Below are 14,717 nucleotides of genomic sequence, written 5' to 3' on the forward strand. Positions count from 1 at the left end.
CGAGATCCCGTTTGGATCAGGGATCGCCACGTGATCATGAGCCATGATTCGGGTGATTTCCCTGATCCAAACGGGATCTTCGCGTACTCAGGAGGGTCTTCGCGTACTCAGGGGAGTGCTTTGAAGGCCGCGTCGAGGCGGGCGGCGAGTTTGTCGTGGCCCGACGCGCTCGGGTGCGGGCACCCGCCCAGCGCCGTCGTCTGGATGTCCGCCGCCGCGAACAGCGGCGGCGTCTGGGCCAGGACCTTCGGGTTCGCCGGTATCCCGGCGAGAATGGCGTTGTTGAGGTCCGTCGTCACCGTGCGCACCGCGCCCACCCAGGCCGGATCGACCAGCGGCTGGAGCGTGGGCGTCACGGTCGGCGGCATCAGCCCCACGACCCACCCCGGCGAGTACGCGCGGACGTAGTACCAGCCGAAGTTGCCGATGTCGATGTTCGCCGGGTTGATGTCGTAGTAGAGCATCCACACGACCTTGTCCGCCCCGGCGTTGAGCATCGTCTGCACGATGGTCCCGGCGTCGGCCGTGATCGTCGGATACTGGGCCGGCCCGTCGTACCGCGGTACGCCTTCGCGGATGAACCAGTCCGTGCCGAACGGATTGGGGTTGCGGATACGCCAGACGCAGCCGCCCCCGTTGGTGATGATCCCGTTGCGGCCGCCGATCGCGGCCCAGGTGAAGGTGCTCATGTTGGCCCACGTCTGGGCGGCGAACTCCAGCCCGCGGCACTTGATCAGCTGCTGGAGCACGGTGGTCCAGTTGGTGTTGTTGATGCCGCCGGTCGTGACGTAGTACGCCTTCTTCCCGTCGGCCTTCGCCTGCCGCGTGACGGCGGCCGCCTGGGCGACCGGCGCGGCCGCCCGGCCCCACGGGTTGCCGCAGGCGTCCGGCGTGGCTGGCCCGGCCGCCAGCATGTCCCGCGTCGTGAACCCGGTACGCGCGAAGTTGTAGTACTCGCTCACGTTCGGGTTCAGGTTGTTGGTGTACCGCCCCGCGTAGCTGAAGATCGCGTTGTTGCCGACCAGGTTCCGGTTGTCGAAGGACGTGTTCGCGCACATCGCGCCGAAGCCGAACTGGTGGTGGGCCGACGTCACGGAGTCGCCGGTCGCGGTGAGGACGACCGGGTTGTTCGGGTCGGGGATCGTGTTCGGGTCCCGGCACACGATCCGGTCCTTGAGCGCCTCGGCCGGCTCGGTCGCGCAGGCCTTCTTCGACGGCGACGGGGAGGGCGCGGGCGTCGTCGGCGGCGGCGACACCGGGCAGGGCGACGCGCTCGGGCTCGCGCTGCCGGACCGGCACGGCGACGGGGACGGTGTCGCGCTCTTCGACGGGCTGGCCGACGGGCACGCCGACGCGGACGGCCCCGACGACGCGGAACTCGACGGGCACGGCGACCGGCTCGGACTCGGCGAGGTGCTCGGACTCGGCGACCCCGATCCCGACGGGGACGCGCAGGCCGACGGCGACGCACCGCCGGACGCGCACGGGCTCGCGCTCGCGCTCGCGCTGGCCGACGGGCTGGCGCTGCGGGAGGCCGACGCGCTCGCGGACGCCGTCCGGGTCGGCGATCCCGTCGGGCCGCCCGTGGGGGTGGAACTCGCGCACGGATCCGCCGAACCGGTCGGGCTCGGCGTCGCGGTCCCGGTCGCGCTCGGTGTCGCACTCGGACTGCGCGTCGGGCTCGCCGTCGCGGTGGCCGTACTCGTGGCGGCGGCACTCGTGGCGACAACGTTCGCGGCAGCGGCCTTCGCGTCGAGGACGGTGTTCGCCCCGGCGACGCCGTCCACGGCGTCTTGCGCGGCGGCGGGGGAGACCGGTGCGGTCGAGTGGAGAGTGGCGCTCGGCGTCGGTGTCGCCGAACCCGATCGGGACGCCGACGGCGAGGCCGACGCGGAGCGGCTCGGCGACCCGGTCGGTGTCGCGGACGGTCCGCACCGTTCGGCCCGCAACTGGGCGAGGGCGGCCACGACGTCGTCGGGCAGCGGCTGCCCCTCGGGGATGCAGGGATCGAAGTACCACGCACTGAAGTCGAGGTCGCGTACGCAGGGCGACTCGTCGGCGACCGTGGTCATCGCCGGTGCGGCTGGCGGCGGGGTGTGGGCCGCGGCGTACACGGACCCGGCCCCGAGGGTCACGAGGAAGGCGGCGGCCCCGGCCACGAAGGGCTGGAGCCTGCGCCGGATGCTGGTCGGCATGCAAGCACGGTCGCATATTTCATCGATCAATAGAAGATTGCCAATGTAAAGTCCGATTCTGGCACCCGCGCGTCCAGCCCCGCGCCCGTGCGTCCGGCCCCTCCAAGATCCCGTTTGGATCAGGGATCGCCACGTAATCATGGGCCATGATTCGGGTGATTTCCCTGATCCAAACGGGATCTTGGAGCTGCGCGCGGCGGCCGGTCACGCCGTGACGAGGACGACGATGAGCGTACGCGGGCCGTGGACCCCTTCCACGCGGTTCAGCTCGATGTCGCTGGTGGCCGACGGCCCGCTCACGAACGTCAGCGGCCGGGCCGGGTCGAGCCGGTGCAGCAGCTCGGGAACCGTCTGCACGACCTGGTCGGCGAGGACCACGCACACGTGCCGGTCCGGGATCAGCGTCAGCGCCCGCCGGCCCTGCCCGGGGCCGCCGTCGAGGGCGATCGTCCCGGTCTCGGCGCACGCCGCGGCGCAGCCGGTGAGCACCGCGTCGATCCGGTCGAGGTCCGCGTACGCCAGATCGTCGTCGACGGCGGCCCCGGGCAGCGGGAGCGGCGAGCCGGGCGGGACCACGACGGACCAGCCGAGGGTGATCTCGGCGAGCTTGCCGGGCAGCTCGGCGGCGGTGACCCGGTGGACCGTGGCCTTGTAGTCGTCGAGCCGGTCGGTGAGCAGGTCGAGCAGGCGCGGGTCGCCCGAGGCGTGGTCGCCGAAGATGCGGTAGTCGCGCGGCACGGCCGGGGCGGTGACACCGGCGGTGGCGGCGCGGATCCGGCCGAGAATGTCCTCGCGCGCGCTCATCGCCGCCTCCGTCGCTGACCGATCCGGGCGGGGACCTTGCGCGCCGACACCGAGCGGCGACGCGGCGCGGCCTCGGGGCGCGGAGCGGCGAAGCTGCCGAAGAAGGCGAAGAACTGCCGGATGAGGCCCTCCGCGTAGATGCGGCCGGGTTCGTTCTTGGCCGGCCATCGCCCGTACATCAGCGCTTCCTCCACCAGGTGCGGAACGTCTGGGCCGGGGGGACCGGCGCGTCGCGGGCTTCCGTCCAGCCGCCGAGGAACAACGGTAGCCGCCGGATGCGACCCCCTCGGCCGATCAGCCGGCCGAGCCGCAGCAGCCGGGACGCGAACCGGAACCGTCCCGGGGACGCCATCGTCCAGGCCGCCGCCGCCATCGCCACCGCCTCCGGGGACACCCGCGAGTGATCGTCCACGACGGACGATCGCAGGTGGACGAGGATCGTGGGGATGTCGATGCGGACCGGGCAGGCGTCGAAACAGGCCCCGCACAGGCTGGACGCGTAGGGGAGCGAGGCGTTGTCGGCCACCCCGGTGAGCTGGGGCGACAGGATCGCGCCGATCGGCCCCGGATACACCGACCCGTACGCGTGCCCGCCCGTGCGCTCGTACACGGGACACACGTTGAGGCACGCCGAGCAGCGGATGCAGTGCAGGGCCGAGCGGCCGGCCGGATCGGCGAGGACGCGCGTACGCCCGTTGTCGAGCAGGACGAGATGGAACTCCTGCGGCCCGTCGCCGGGGGTGATCCCCGTCCAGGTGGACGTGTAGGGGTTCATCCGCTCCCCGGTCGACGAGCGGGGCAGCAGCTGGAGGAAGACTTCGAGATCGGTCCAGGTGGGCACCACCTTCTCGATGCCCATGACCGTGATCAGCGTACGCGGCAGGGTCAGGCACATCCGGCCGTTGCCCTCGGACTCGACGACGGTGATCGTGCCGGTCTCCGCGACGGCGAAGTTGGCGCCCGAGACGGCGACGCGGGCGGAGAGGAACTTCGCGCGCAGGTGCGCCCGGGCGGCCATCGCCAGCCGCCGGGGGTCGTCGGTCAGCGCGGGGTCCACGCCGGGCATCTCGCGCAGGAAGATCTCGCGGATCTCGGCGCGGTTGCGGTGGATCGCCGGCACGAGGATGTGCGACGGCTTGTCGTGTCCCAGCTGGACGATCAGCTCGGCCAGGTCGGTCTCGACCGGGGCGATCCCGGCCGCTTCGAGGGCTTCGTTGAGGCCGATCTCCTGGGTCGCCATCGACTTGATTTTGACCACCTCGTCGGCGCCGGTCGCGCGGACCAGGTCGACGACGATCCGGTTGGCCTCGTTCGCGTCGCCCGCCCAGTGCACGACGCCGCCGCGCGCGGTCACCTCGCGCTCCAGGCGCTCCAGGTGGTCGGCCAGGTTCGCCATCGTCGCGGCCTTGATGGCCTCGCCCGCCCGGCGCAGCTGCTGCCAGTCGGGCACCTCGCCGACGACCTTGGCCCGCTTGGCGCGGATGGTCGCGGTCGCGTGGCCGATGTTGCGCCGCAGCTGCCCGTCGGCCAGCGCCGCGCGGGCGGCCGCCGGGAAGTCCGCGTCGCCGCGCAGCTGCCCCACACCCTTCGGGGCGGCCGGCATGCCGAGGAACGTCTCGCTCATCGCGCCGCCAGGATTTCCGCGAGATGCACGGTACGCGTACCGGTGCGCAGCCGCGACAGCCCGCCGCCGATGTGCATGAGGCAGGAGGCGTCGCCGGCCGTGACCGCTTCGGCCTTCGTGGACAGCACGCACCGCATCTTGTCGGCGAGCATGGCCGTCGAGGTGTCCGCGTTCTTCAGCGCGAACGTGCCGCCGAAACCGCAGCACTGCTCGGCGTCCGGCAGCTCGACGAGGTCGAGACCGCGTACGCGGCGCAGCAACCGCAGCGGCTTGTCGTCGACGTGCAGCATCCGCAGGCTGTGGCAGGTCGGGTGGTACGTGACCCGGTGCGGGTACGCCGCGCCCACGTCCTCGACGCCGAGCACGTCGACCAGCAGCTCCGACAGCTCGAACGTCCGCTTGGCCAGGGTCTCCGCACGGGCGGCCAGCACCTCGTCGCCGGCTTCGCGGGCGACCGTGGCGTGCTGGTGGCGTACCGAGCCGACGCAGGAGCCGGAGGGCGCCACGATCACGTCGTAGGGCTCGAACGTCTCCACGTGGCGGCGGACGAGCTTGCGGGCCTGTCGCGGGTAGCCGGTGTTGATGTGCATCTGGCCGCAGCAGGTCTGCCCCTCCGGGAAGACGACCTGATGGCCCAGCCGCTCCAGGAGCGTGACCGTGGCCCGGCCGACGTCGGGGAAGAGCGTGTCCGCCAGGCAGGTCACGAACAGCGCGATCCTCACGCGGCGGATCCTATAGGATCTGCCGCGTTTTGGTCAGCCCCGCCGCCCGCGTCCGCCGCCGGTACCGCCCGTCCCGGCCGGCTGCGAGGCGGTGGGCTGCGGGTTCGGCGTCGTACCGCCGTTGCCGTTCCCGTTGCCGTTGCCGTTGCCGTTCCCATCGCCGTTCCCGTTGCCGTTGCCCGGCTTCTGGGTCGGCTTGTCGGACGGCTCGCGTGTCACATAACCGGACTTGAAGGCCAGGGCGACCGGCGGATCGCCGAAGAGCTGCCGGGTGTCGGTGGACAGCGCCGTGTCGAGGGTGTGCGCGACCGCCGCGATCACGTCCCGCTGGACGGCCGAGCCCACCGCGTCGGCGGTGCCGCTCGGGTTGGCCGCGATCGAGGCCGCCGCCAGCTGCGGGGTGAACGCGACGAACGACTCGGTGACGTTGCCGTCGGAGCTGCCGGTCTTGCCGGCGATCGGCCGGCCGTCGACGATGTCGTCGACCGAGCTCGCCGTGGCGCCGTTGCACCGGTAGAACGCCGACTGCTGGCCGACGGGGCAGCGGGCCGCGTCCGTCGCCGCCAGCGCCACGTCCTTGTCCAGCGCCTGCGTGCAGTCGGCGCCGCCGGTCGCGAGCTTCCTGCCGTTGGCGTCGGTGATCGACGCGATCGGCGTCGGCTTGCAGTACATGCCCTCGGCCGCCACCGTCGCGTACGCGTTGGCGAGGTCCAGCGGCGTCGTCGCCGACACGCCCAGCGTGAACGCGCCCCAGTTGGCCGGGCTCGCCGCGAGCTTCTTGTCCTCGGCGGAACGGAACTGGATGCCGAGCTTCTGCGCCACGGCGACCGCCTTGGCCACGCCGACCTGCTCCTCCAGCTGCACGAAGTAGGTGTTGACCGAGCGGCCGAAGCCCGTCCACATGTTCCGGTAGCCCGCCATCGAGGCGGACGCGTTCTGCGGGCACCAGTAGCCGTCGCAGTTGCCCGGGCCGGTGTAGGGGAACGAGGAGGTGTAGCGGTCCGGGGAGGAGATTCCGGTGTCGAGGGTCTTGCCCTCCTGCAGCGCCGCCAGCATCGTGAACATCTTGAACGTCGAGCCGGCCTGGTAGCCGTTGACGCCGTTGCCGCCCGCGACGAGTTGCAGCACGGAGTTGCCCGCCCCGGCCTCCGGGCTGTAGTGCCGGTTCACGGCCAGCGCGACGACCTTGCCGGTGCCGGGCTGGACCACGGCCATCGGGGAGATGCGCTTGTTCGTGTACCCGTAGACCTTGAGCACCTGCGCCTGCGCGGTCGCCTGCACCTTCGCGTCGAGCGAGGTCACGATGCGGTAGCCGCCGGTCTTGAGCTCCTGCAGGCGGTCGGCGGCGTTGTCGCCGAACGCCGCCTGCGACTGCCACCAGCTGCGGAAGTAGTCGCAGAAATAGCCGGTGGAGTCCTTGGCGGCGGTGCAGTCGTTCGGCGTGGAGCTCGGCTTCAGCACGAGCTTCTCGGCCGTCGTCTCGGTCGCCTGCGCGGCCGTGATGTCTCCGGTGCCGACCAGCGACTGCAGCACGTACGCGCGCCGCTGCAGGGCACGGTCCTGGTCGCCGTCGACGGGGTTGTCCGACTCCGGCGACTGCAACAGCCCGGCCAGCAGCGCCGACTCGGCGAGGGTCAGCTGGCTCGGGTCCTTGGAGAAGTAGGTGTGCGCCGCGGCGTAGATGCCGTACGCGCCGTGCCCGAAGTAGGCGATGTTCAGGTAGCGCTCGAGGATCTGGTCCTTGGTGAGCCGCTGCTCGATCGTGATCGCGTACCGGGCCTCGGTGATCTTCCGGCCGGTCGTGACCGCGGTCGCCGCCTGCCGCTCCGCGTCGGTCGCGCTCGGATCGTTCTTCAGCACGTTGCGGACGTACTGCATGGTCAGCGTCGAGGCGCCCTGCTCGACGCCGCCGCTCGTCCCGTTGGCCACCGCCGCGCGCAGGATGCCCTTGAGGTCCACGCCGCCGTGCTCGTAGAACCGGGTGTCCTCGGCGGCCACGACCGCCTTGCGCATGATCGGCGCGACCTGGGCCAGCGGCACGTCCTTGCGGTTCTGGTCGTAGAACGTGGTCAGCAGCGTCTTGCCGTCGCTCGCGTACAGGTAGCTGGCCTGCAGCTGGGCGGGGTCGCGCAGCGCCGCCGGCATGTCGTCCCAGCCGATTCCCGCGTGCCCGACCGCCCAGCCGGCCAGCGCCGCGGCGGGCACGGCCGCCCCGGCCAGCACTCCGGCCGTCACCAGCGCGATCAGCAGCGCCCGGCCGAGCTTGCGGTGTACGCGCACCGGAACGTCGGGGGTGACGTCGGGCGCGTCGGTGTCTTCGGTATCGGGGGACAGGGGGAACATGAGCGCAAGCCTGCCCGGTCAACCTGGGTTCGTCCTGAGTTTGTGAACTCGGTCACCGATCGCGCTTGTCACTGTTCAGACAGGTTGGACGGCAACCTTTTCGGGGTAGCGCAGCCGGATCGGCGTGAGCAGGGCGACCGACGCCGCGCCCAGGTAGCCGAGACCGGCCACGAGCAGCACCGGGCGTACGCCGAACCGGCCGCTCGCGGCCGTCAGGGCGGTCGCGCCGAGCGGGCCCAGCGAACCGTGGATCGTCCAGAAGGCCGAGGTGACCCGGCCGAGCAACGCGTCCGGGGTGACCTGCTGGCGCAGCGACTGGGAGCAGATGCCGGCCGTCGCCACGCAGAAGTACGCCGCGGCCGCCCCGAGCGCCACCGTCGCGACCGAGGTGCCGAAGCCGATGGTGGCGATGAGGACGCCGGCCAGCATCGAGCAGCCGATCCAGGTCGGGCCGAAGCCGATCCGCCGCCGGATCCGGGCCACCGACAGCGATCCGGCGATGACCCCGAGCGCGACGACCGCCAGGGCGTACCCGACGGCGGAATCGGGCTGCCCCAGGTCGTGCTTGAGGTGGTAGATCACGAGGTCGGTCACCCCCTTCTCCACGAAGATCAGCATCGTCAGCACGACCGTCATCCACCGCAGTACGCGATGGCGCAGCAGGAACCGCGCACCGACCAGCAGGTTGTGGGCGAACGAGGCGGCCTCGACGGGTCCGGCCTGCGGATCGGCGGGGGCGCGGAAGCGGACGAAGCAGATGCCGACGGCCGAGACGGCGTAGGTCGCGGCGTCGACCCACATCGCGGCGGCCGGGCCGAACGCGGCCGAGATCAGCCCGGCGAGGATCGGGCCGGCGATCCCGGCCACGGAGTAGCTGGCCGACATCAGCCCGTTGGCCCGCGTGATCTGGTCCGGCCCGACGAGCCGGGGCAGCACGGCCACGTAGGTGACGTTGAACAGCATCGAGAACACGGCGGCGACGGGCATCACCGCGTACAGCAGCCAGACCGGGGAGCCGAACAGCCACGCGACCGGGATCGCCGCGACGAGCAGCGCGCGGGCGGTGTCGGCGGCGATGAGCAGCCGCCGGCGGTCGAACCGGTCGGCGATCACCCCGGCGAAGACCCCGGCCAGCAGGTTCGCAGCCGCGGCCACGGCGGTGACCAGGCCCATCTGGGCGACGGATCCGGTGGCGTGCAGGACGAGCAGCGGTACGGCGATGGTCGAGAACGCGTCACCGGCCGCCGACAGCGTCTGCACGCTCCAGAAGACGGCCAGGTCGCGGTTGTTCTTGAGCACTCGCCTCACTCACCGAGCCAGCTGCGCATGGACGCGTCGTCGGCCGCGGCCTCGTCACGCCGGCGCCGCCGGTCCGCCCGTGTCTCCCGGGGCGGCTCGGCCTGCTCCGGCGCGGGCCCGGCCCGGCGGCCGGCCTTGTCCGGCTGCCGGCCCGACGTCGGCGGGGCAGCGGGTGCCGGGGCGGCCGGTGGCGGGGGCGGCGGTGCGGGTGCCTGCGGCGCGGGCGGCACGACCGGCGACGAGGAGGCTTCCTCCCGCGGCGGGGTGTCCTTGCGCCGCCCGAACCGCGACTCCTTCTTCGGCCGCGGCGGCGGCTCGGCCTTCTCCCGCTTCTCCCGCTGGGCCGGCACCGCGCCGGTCGGCTCCCGCAGCGCCGACGCGGTCGGCGGCATTGTCGGCGGGGCGGCCGGGAGGGACGAGGACCGCCCGGTGGGGGACGTGTCCTCGCTCAGCCACGAATCGGTGATCGAATCACTCGGCCACTCGACCTTCCGCGTCGTGTCCAGCGGATCGTACGCGTGGCTCCCGGTGGTGGTCATCGGGTCGTACGTCCGGCTGCCGGTGGTGGTCATCGGGTCGTACGAGCGGCTGCCGGTGGTGGTCATCGGGTCGTAGGACCGGCTGCCGGTGGTGGTCATCGGGTCGTAGGACCGGCTGCCCGTGCTCGTCGCGGGGTCGCCGGAGCGGCCGCCCGGCTCGGGGAAGTCGAACGCGCCCGTCGTCTCGGCGGACACCCGCGGAGCGGGCACGTCCACAGCGGACACCGCCGGGTCCACCATCTCCGGGACGCTTCGGCGGTGCCGTCGGCGGCTCCACGCGTACTCGATGATGTTGAGCCAGAAGGCCACGACGGCGAGATCGAGGAGCGACAGCCCGGCGCTGAGCCGGTCGGTGATCTTGAAAAGCGCCACGACGACGGCGAAGGCGGCGAGCCGGGTCCAGGGGATGCGGCGCAGGAACACCCACTGGCCCGCCACGAACGTGATCAGGTAGAGGGCGAACCCGCCGAACAGCAGGGCCGCGACGCCGAAGGGCAGCGGCTCGCCGGGGTGGGCGACGGCCTCGCCGAGACCGACGGCGACGCCGAGGACGCCGGCGACGAAGAACAGGTGGGTGAACCCGACGAGCCCGCCGAGCTGGTCGCCGCGCAGGGCGCGCGCAGGCCGCTCGGTGCCGGCGGCGTAGTGGAGGTAGAGCCACCACAGCCCGCAGACGAGGGCGAACCCGCTGGCCAGCGCGGCCACGATGGACGGGGTGAGGTGTTCGAGGCCGACCACGGTGGCGCCGATCGCGAGGACGGCCTCGCCGAGCGCGAGGAGCAGGAACAGGCCGTAGCGCTCGCGCAGGTGCTTCGGCTCGAACGCGGCGGCGGCCGGCCTGCCCCCGACGACGCGCGGCAGCACCAGGTCGGCGACCACGGCGACGGCCCACGCGCCGAGCCGCCAGTTCCCCGGCAGGAAGGCGCCGGCGAGCATGATCGGCCCGCTGATCTGGGACAGGAGCATGAAGGTGGGGCTGGGGTCCTCAGGCGTGCGGCGCAGCTGCTGCAGCAGCGTCACCACGACCCGCTGGGCCAGGAACGCGGCGCCGAAGACGATGCCCCGGTCCCCGAATGCCTCGGGCACCGAGACCGCCATGACCAGCGCGCACAGCCCGGCGGCGAAATGGGCGAGGCGCTCGGCGGGCGAGTCGGAGCCCTTGACGTTGGTGTAGGTGACCATCGCGGCCCAGGCCCAGTACAGCGGCACGAACAGGACGACGGCACGGGCCCCGCCCATGAGGGTCGGTCCTGCCCCGGCGAGCGGGTGGAGCAGGGCGGACACCTGCACGATGGCGAAGACGAAGACGAGATCGTAGAAGAGCTCGACCGGCGAGACGGACTTCGGCTGCACGCGAACACTCTGCCGTCAGGCCGCGGCTTTGTCGAGCCAGCGCCGGCTGTCCGCGAGGGCCTGCGGCAACGGGCCGGCGTCCGCGTACCACTTGCTCTCCCACTCCAGGCTCAGCCAGCCGTCGTAGCCCAGCCGGCGTACCAGGTCCAGCGCCGTCGTCAGCGGCACCGTCCCGGCGCCGAGCGCCAGCGGCGTACGCTCCGCGGCGCTCTTCACGTCTTTCACCTGAACGTGGGCCAGGAAAGGCGCGAGCGCCGCGGCGGTCACCGTCATTGCTTCTCCGGTACGCCACGGGTGCAGCACGTCCCAGATCGCCCCGACGCCGGGGTGGCCGACGGCGGCCAGGATCCGCGCGACGTCGACGCCCCGGGGATGGGAGTCGTGGGTCTCCAGCCACAGCCGTACGCCGTCCGGCAGCAGCGGCGCGGCGGCGGCGAGCCGGCGTACCGCCCGGTCGTCGGCGGCCGGACCGGCCTCGGCCGCGCCCGGGAAGACGCGGACCGCGGGCGCGCCCAGGTCGGCCGCCAGCGCGGCGTGCGCCAGCAGATCGGCGACGCACCGGTCGTCGTCGCCGTCCGCGGCCACCTTCACGTACGAGGCGACGCACAGGATCGTGGTGCCGTCGAGATCCCGCCGCGCCTGGGCCCGGCCGGCCGCGGACAGTCCGGTGTGGACCGGCTCGTCGGCGGCGGCGCGCAGTTCCAGACCGGTCCAGCCGGACTCCTTCGCGAGCGCCGCGACCTCGGTCAGCGGCCACCCCGAACAGCCCAGCGTCGAGAACGCCAGCCGCATTCAGACCTCCCCGATGTACGCCCGGTGCCGCTCGGCCATCGTCGCCACGGTAGCGGCCGGATCGGCGTCCCAGACGGCCTGGTGGAAGATCTCCACCTCGACGTGACCGGTGTAGCCCGCCCGGGCGACCGCCTCGGTGATCGGCGCGAACTCGATGCAGCCGTCGCCGACGTGCCCCCGGCCCAGCAGCGCGTCCGCCGGGATCGGCAGCACCCAGTCGCACACCTGGTACGCGGAGATCCGCCCGGCCGCCCGCGCGATCTGGCCGAACAGCTCCGGATCCCACCACACGTGGTACGTGTCGACGACGACGCCGACCTCGTGCGGCGCGAAGTTCTCGGCGAGATCGAGGGCCTGGCCGAGCGTACTGACCACGGCCCGGTCGGCGCAGAACATCGGGTGCAGCGGTTCGATCGCGAGGCGTACGCCCCGGTCGGCCGCGTACGGGACGAGGGCGTCGAGCGCGTCGGCGACCTGCTGCCGGGCGCCGGGCAGATCCTTGGACCCGTCCGGCAGCCCGCCCACGACGAGCACGAGCTCCTTCGCGCCCAGGATCGCGGCCTCGTCGACGGCCGCCTGGTTGTCCGCCAGCCACCCCGGCACGTGGAAGAAGCCGCCCCGGCACAGGCTCGTCACCGTCAGCGCGTACCCGTCGATGATCTTCCGGGCGGCGGCGGCGCCCCCGGCCGCGGCGACCACGTCCCGCCAGGGTCCGATGCCGGTGATGCCGTTCTCGGCGGCCAGCCGGGCGGCCGTCTCCAGGGAGGCGTACTTGACGGTGGCGGTGTTCAGGGAGAGCTTCACAGGGTGGCCACCTTCGCGGCCGCCGCCTCGGGGTCGGCGAGGACCCCGCACTCCCCGGCGAGCCGGTACAGCTCCAGCAGGTGCTCGCGGGATCTCGCCGTCTGCTGCCCGGCGATCATCCGGAACTGCTCCTGGTGCCCGTTGAGCCAGGCCAGGAAGACGATGCCGGTCTTGTAGTGGAAGGTCGGCGCGGCGAAGATGTGCCGGGCCAGCGGGACCGTCGGGTCGAGCATCGCCCGGAACCCGGCCGTGTCCCCGGCGTCGAGCGCCCGCAGCGCGGCGGCGGCGGGGACCGCGACGGCGTCGAAGATCCCGAGCAGCGCGTGCGAGAAGCCCTCGGCGTCCCCGGCGATCAGCTCGGGATAGTTGTAGTCGTCGCCGGTGTAGAGGCGTACGCCGGCCGGCAGCGCCCGGCGCAGCGCGATCTCCCGGCCCGCGTCGAGCAGGGACACCTTGATCCCGTCGATCCTGTACGCGTGGGTGCGGATGAGGTCCAGCACGGTTCCGGTCGCCGCGTCGAGGTCCTTGTCGCCCCAGTAGCCGGCCAGCGCCGGGTCGAACATGTCGCCGAGCCAGTGCAGGATCACCGGCTGGTCCACCTGGGCCAGCAGCCGCCCGTAGAGGTTCAGGTAGTCGTCCGGGCCCGTCGCGTTGGCGGCGAGCGCCCGGCTGGCCATCAGGATCACGCGCGCCCCGGCGGCCTGGACGACCTCGATCTGCTCGGCGTACGCGGCCTCGATGCCGGCCAGGGTGTGCTCGCCGGGGGAGAGGTGATCGGTGCCGGCGCCGCAGGCCAGCAGGCCGCCGACCGCCTTCGCCTCGGCGCCGCTGCGGCGGATCAGTTCCCGGGCGCCGGTCGGGCCGCCCCGCTCGTCGGTGCCCGACCACGGCAGGCCCATGCCGCGCTGGGCGGTGTCCATCGCGTCGGCCACGCCGAGGCCCAGCGACCAGAGGTGGTGGCGGAACCGCAGGGTGGCGTCCCAGTCCACGGTGGTCTGGTCGGCGGCGGCGGGATCGGCGACGACGTGGGCCGCGGCGTAGAACGTCCGGGCGCTCACAGGGCGGGCACCTCCAGGCGGCGGCCCTCGCGAGCCGACTGCGCGCCGAGTTCGGCCAGCTGTACGCCGCGCGCGCCGGCCCACAGGTCGTGCGCGTACGGGGCGCCGGTGGCGACGGCCGTGAGGAACTCGGCCCACTGCACCTTGAACCCGTTGTCGTAGACGTCGTTCTCCGGCACGTCCGTCCACAGTGCCCGGAAGTCGTGGCTCGTCGGCAGATCCGGGTTCCAGACCGGCTTCGGCGTCGCGTTGCGGTGCTGGATGCGGCAGCCGCGCAGGCCCGCCACGGCCGACCCGTGGGTGCCGTCGACGTGGAAGGCCACCAGCTCGGTCCGGTCCACCCGGGTCGCCCACGACGAGGTGATCTGGGCGACGATCCCGCCTTCGAGTTCCAGCACCGCGTACGCGGCGTCGTCGGCCGTCGCCGCGTACGGCTCGCCCTGCTCGTCGAAGCGCTGCGGGATGTGGGTGACGGAGTGCGCGTACACCGACTTCACCGGGGCGATCACGTGGTCGAGCACGTAACGCCAGTGCGGGAACATGTCCAGCACCATGCCGCCGCCGTCCTCGGCCCGGTAGTTCCAGCTCGGCCGCTGGGCCGCCTGCCAGTCGCCCTCGAACACCCAGTAGCCGAAATCGATGCGTACGCTGAGGATCCGGCCGAAGAAGCCGGAGTCGACCAGCCGCTTGAGCTTGCGCAGGCCGGGCAGGTAGAGCTTGTCGGCGACGACGCCGTGGCGGACGCCGGCCGCGTCGGCCGCGCGGGCGAGGCCGAGCGCCTCGTCGAGGGTCTCGGCGACGGGCTTCTCGGTGTAGACGTGCTTGCCGGCCGCGATCGCCTTGGTGAGCCCGGCGACGCGGGCCTGGGTCACCTGCGCGTCGAAGTAGATCTCGTTGGCCGGGTCGGCGAGCGCCGCGTCGAGGTCGGTCGTGAAGTTCGTGAGGCCGTGCTGGGCGGCGAGGGCCTCCAGCTTGGCGGCGTTGCGGCCGACGAGCACCGGCTCGGGGAACAGCACCGTGCCGTCGGGCAGGTTCAGGCCGCCCTCCTCGCGGATCGCGAGCAGGGAGCGCACCAGGTGCTGGCGGTATCCCATCCGCCCGGTGACGCCGTTCATGACGATGGTGACCTTCTTCACGCCGCTCCTCGCTTCGTCTGGAGTCCCCGCCGCCGGGTGCCGTGCTGG

At 72.6% G+C, this 14,717-nt stretch carries 13 protein-coding genes; 1 reads left to right on the forward strand and 12 read right to left on the reverse strand.

All coding sequences use genetic code 11. The features are described 5' to 3' along the window. Positions 1 to 107: 107 nt before the first annotated feature. Positions 108 to 1,163, reverse strand: coding sequence for a hypothetical protein (locus G401_RS0108725; protein ID WP_157545482.1), 1,056 nt, complete (start codon positions 1,161 to 1,163; stop codon positions 108 to 110). A 10-nt stretch (positions 1,164 to 1,173) separates the two neighbouring features. On the opposite strand from G401_RS0108725, the gene G401_RS52500 reads away from it, so the two are divergent. After that, entirely contained in the window at positions 1,174 to 2,244 is a 1,071-nt protein-coding gene (locus tag G401_RS52500; RefSeq protein WP_051366380.1) for a hypothetical protein, read from the forward strand. A gap of 155 nt (positions 2,245 to 2,399) precedes the next feature. On the opposite strand, the gene G401_RS0108735 is transcribed toward G401_RS52500, so the two are convergent. The 11 genes from G401_RS0108735 to G401_RS0108785 form a co-directional block, all read right to left on the reverse strand. Beyond that, positions 2,400 to 2,999, reverse strand: a complete 600-nt coding sequence (locus G401_RS0108735; protein ID WP_027342194.1) for a LutC/YkgG family protein — start codon at positions 2,997 to 2,999, stop codon at positions 2,400 to 2,402. Beyond that, positions 2,996 to 3,178 carry a hypothetical protein gene (locus tag G401_RS0108740; protein WP_027342195.1) on the reverse strand — a complete coding sequence of 61 codons (183 nt, stop codon included), beginning with the start codon at positions 3,176 to 3,178 and terminating at the stop codon, positions 2,996 to 2,998. The genes G401_RS0108735 and G401_RS0108740 overlap by 4 nt, the downstream gene beginning before the upstream one ends. Then, positions 3,178 to 4,623, reverse strand: coding sequence for a LutB/LldF family L-lactate oxidation iron-sulfur protein (locus G401_RS0108745; protein ID WP_027342196.1), 1,446 nt, complete (start codon positions 4,621 to 4,623; stop codon positions 3,178 to 3,180). The genes G401_RS0108740 and G401_RS0108745 overlap by 1 nt, the downstream gene beginning before the upstream one ends. Next, complete coding sequence (locus G401_RS0108750) at positions 4,620 to 5,345, reverse strand: (Fe-S)-binding protein (RefSeq protein WP_027342197.1); 726 nt, start codon at positions 5,343 to 5,345, stop codon at positions 4,620 to 4,622. Before G401_RS0108750 ends, G401_RS0108745 begins: the two co-directional genes overlap by 4 nt. 33 nt (positions 5,346 to 5,378) lie before the next feature. Then, a complete protein-coding gene (locus G401_RS44430) occupies positions 5,379 to 7,688 on the reverse strand; it encodes a transglycosylase domain-containing protein (protein ID WP_064741716.1) in 2,310 nt (769 codons plus the stop codon). 75 nt (positions 7,689 to 7,763) lie between these two features. Beyond that, on the reverse strand, positions 7,764 to 8,996 hold the full coding sequence (locus G401_RS44435; RefSeq protein WP_051366381.1) for an MFS transporter: 1,233 nt from the start codon (positions 8,994 to 8,996) through the stop codon (positions 7,764 to 7,766). Beyond that, positions 8,993 to 10,879 carry a low temperature requirement protein A gene (locus G401_RS52505; RefSeq protein ID WP_051366382.1) on the reverse strand — a complete coding sequence of 629 codons (1,887 nt, stop codon included), beginning with the start codon at positions 10,877 to 10,879 and terminating at the stop codon, positions 8,993 to 8,995. The genes G401_RS44435 and G401_RS52505 overlap by 4 nt, the downstream gene beginning before the upstream one ends. A gap of 15 nt (positions 10,880 to 10,894) precedes the next feature. Then, positions 10,895 to 11,671 carry a sugar phosphate isomerase/epimerase family protein gene (locus G401_RS0108770; RefSeq protein WP_027342198.1) on the reverse strand — a complete coding sequence of 259 codons (777 nt, stop codon included), beginning with the start codon at positions 11,669 to 11,671 and terminating at the stop codon, positions 10,895 to 10,897. Then, entirely contained in the window at positions 11,672 to 12,475 is an 804-nt protein-coding gene (locus G401_RS0108775) for a sugar phosphate isomerase/epimerase family protein (protein ID WP_027342199.1), read from the reverse strand. Next, the gene (locus G401_RS0108780) at positions 12,472 to 13,533 is read right to left on the reverse strand and encodes a dihydrodipicolinate synthase family protein (RefSeq protein ID WP_027342200.1); all 1,062 of its coding nucleotides are present in this window, start codon (positions 13,531 to 13,533) and stop codon (positions 12,472 to 12,474) included. Before G401_RS0108780 ends, G401_RS0108775 begins: the two co-directional genes overlap by 4 nt. Further along, a complete protein-coding gene (locus G401_RS0108785) occupies positions 13,530 to 14,648 on the reverse strand; it encodes a Gfo/Idh/MocA family protein (RefSeq protein WP_034591141.1) in 1,119 nt (372 codons plus the stop codon). The genes G401_RS0108780 and G401_RS0108785 overlap by 4 nt, the downstream gene beginning before the upstream one ends. Positions 14,649 to 14,717 lie beyond the last annotated feature (69 nt).

The sequence above is a fragment of the Hamadaea tsunoensis DSM 44101 genome (assembly GCF_000428945.1).
GTDB lineage: Bacteria > Actinomycetota > Actinomycetes > Mycobacteriales > Micromonosporaceae > Hamadaea > Hamadaea tsunoensis.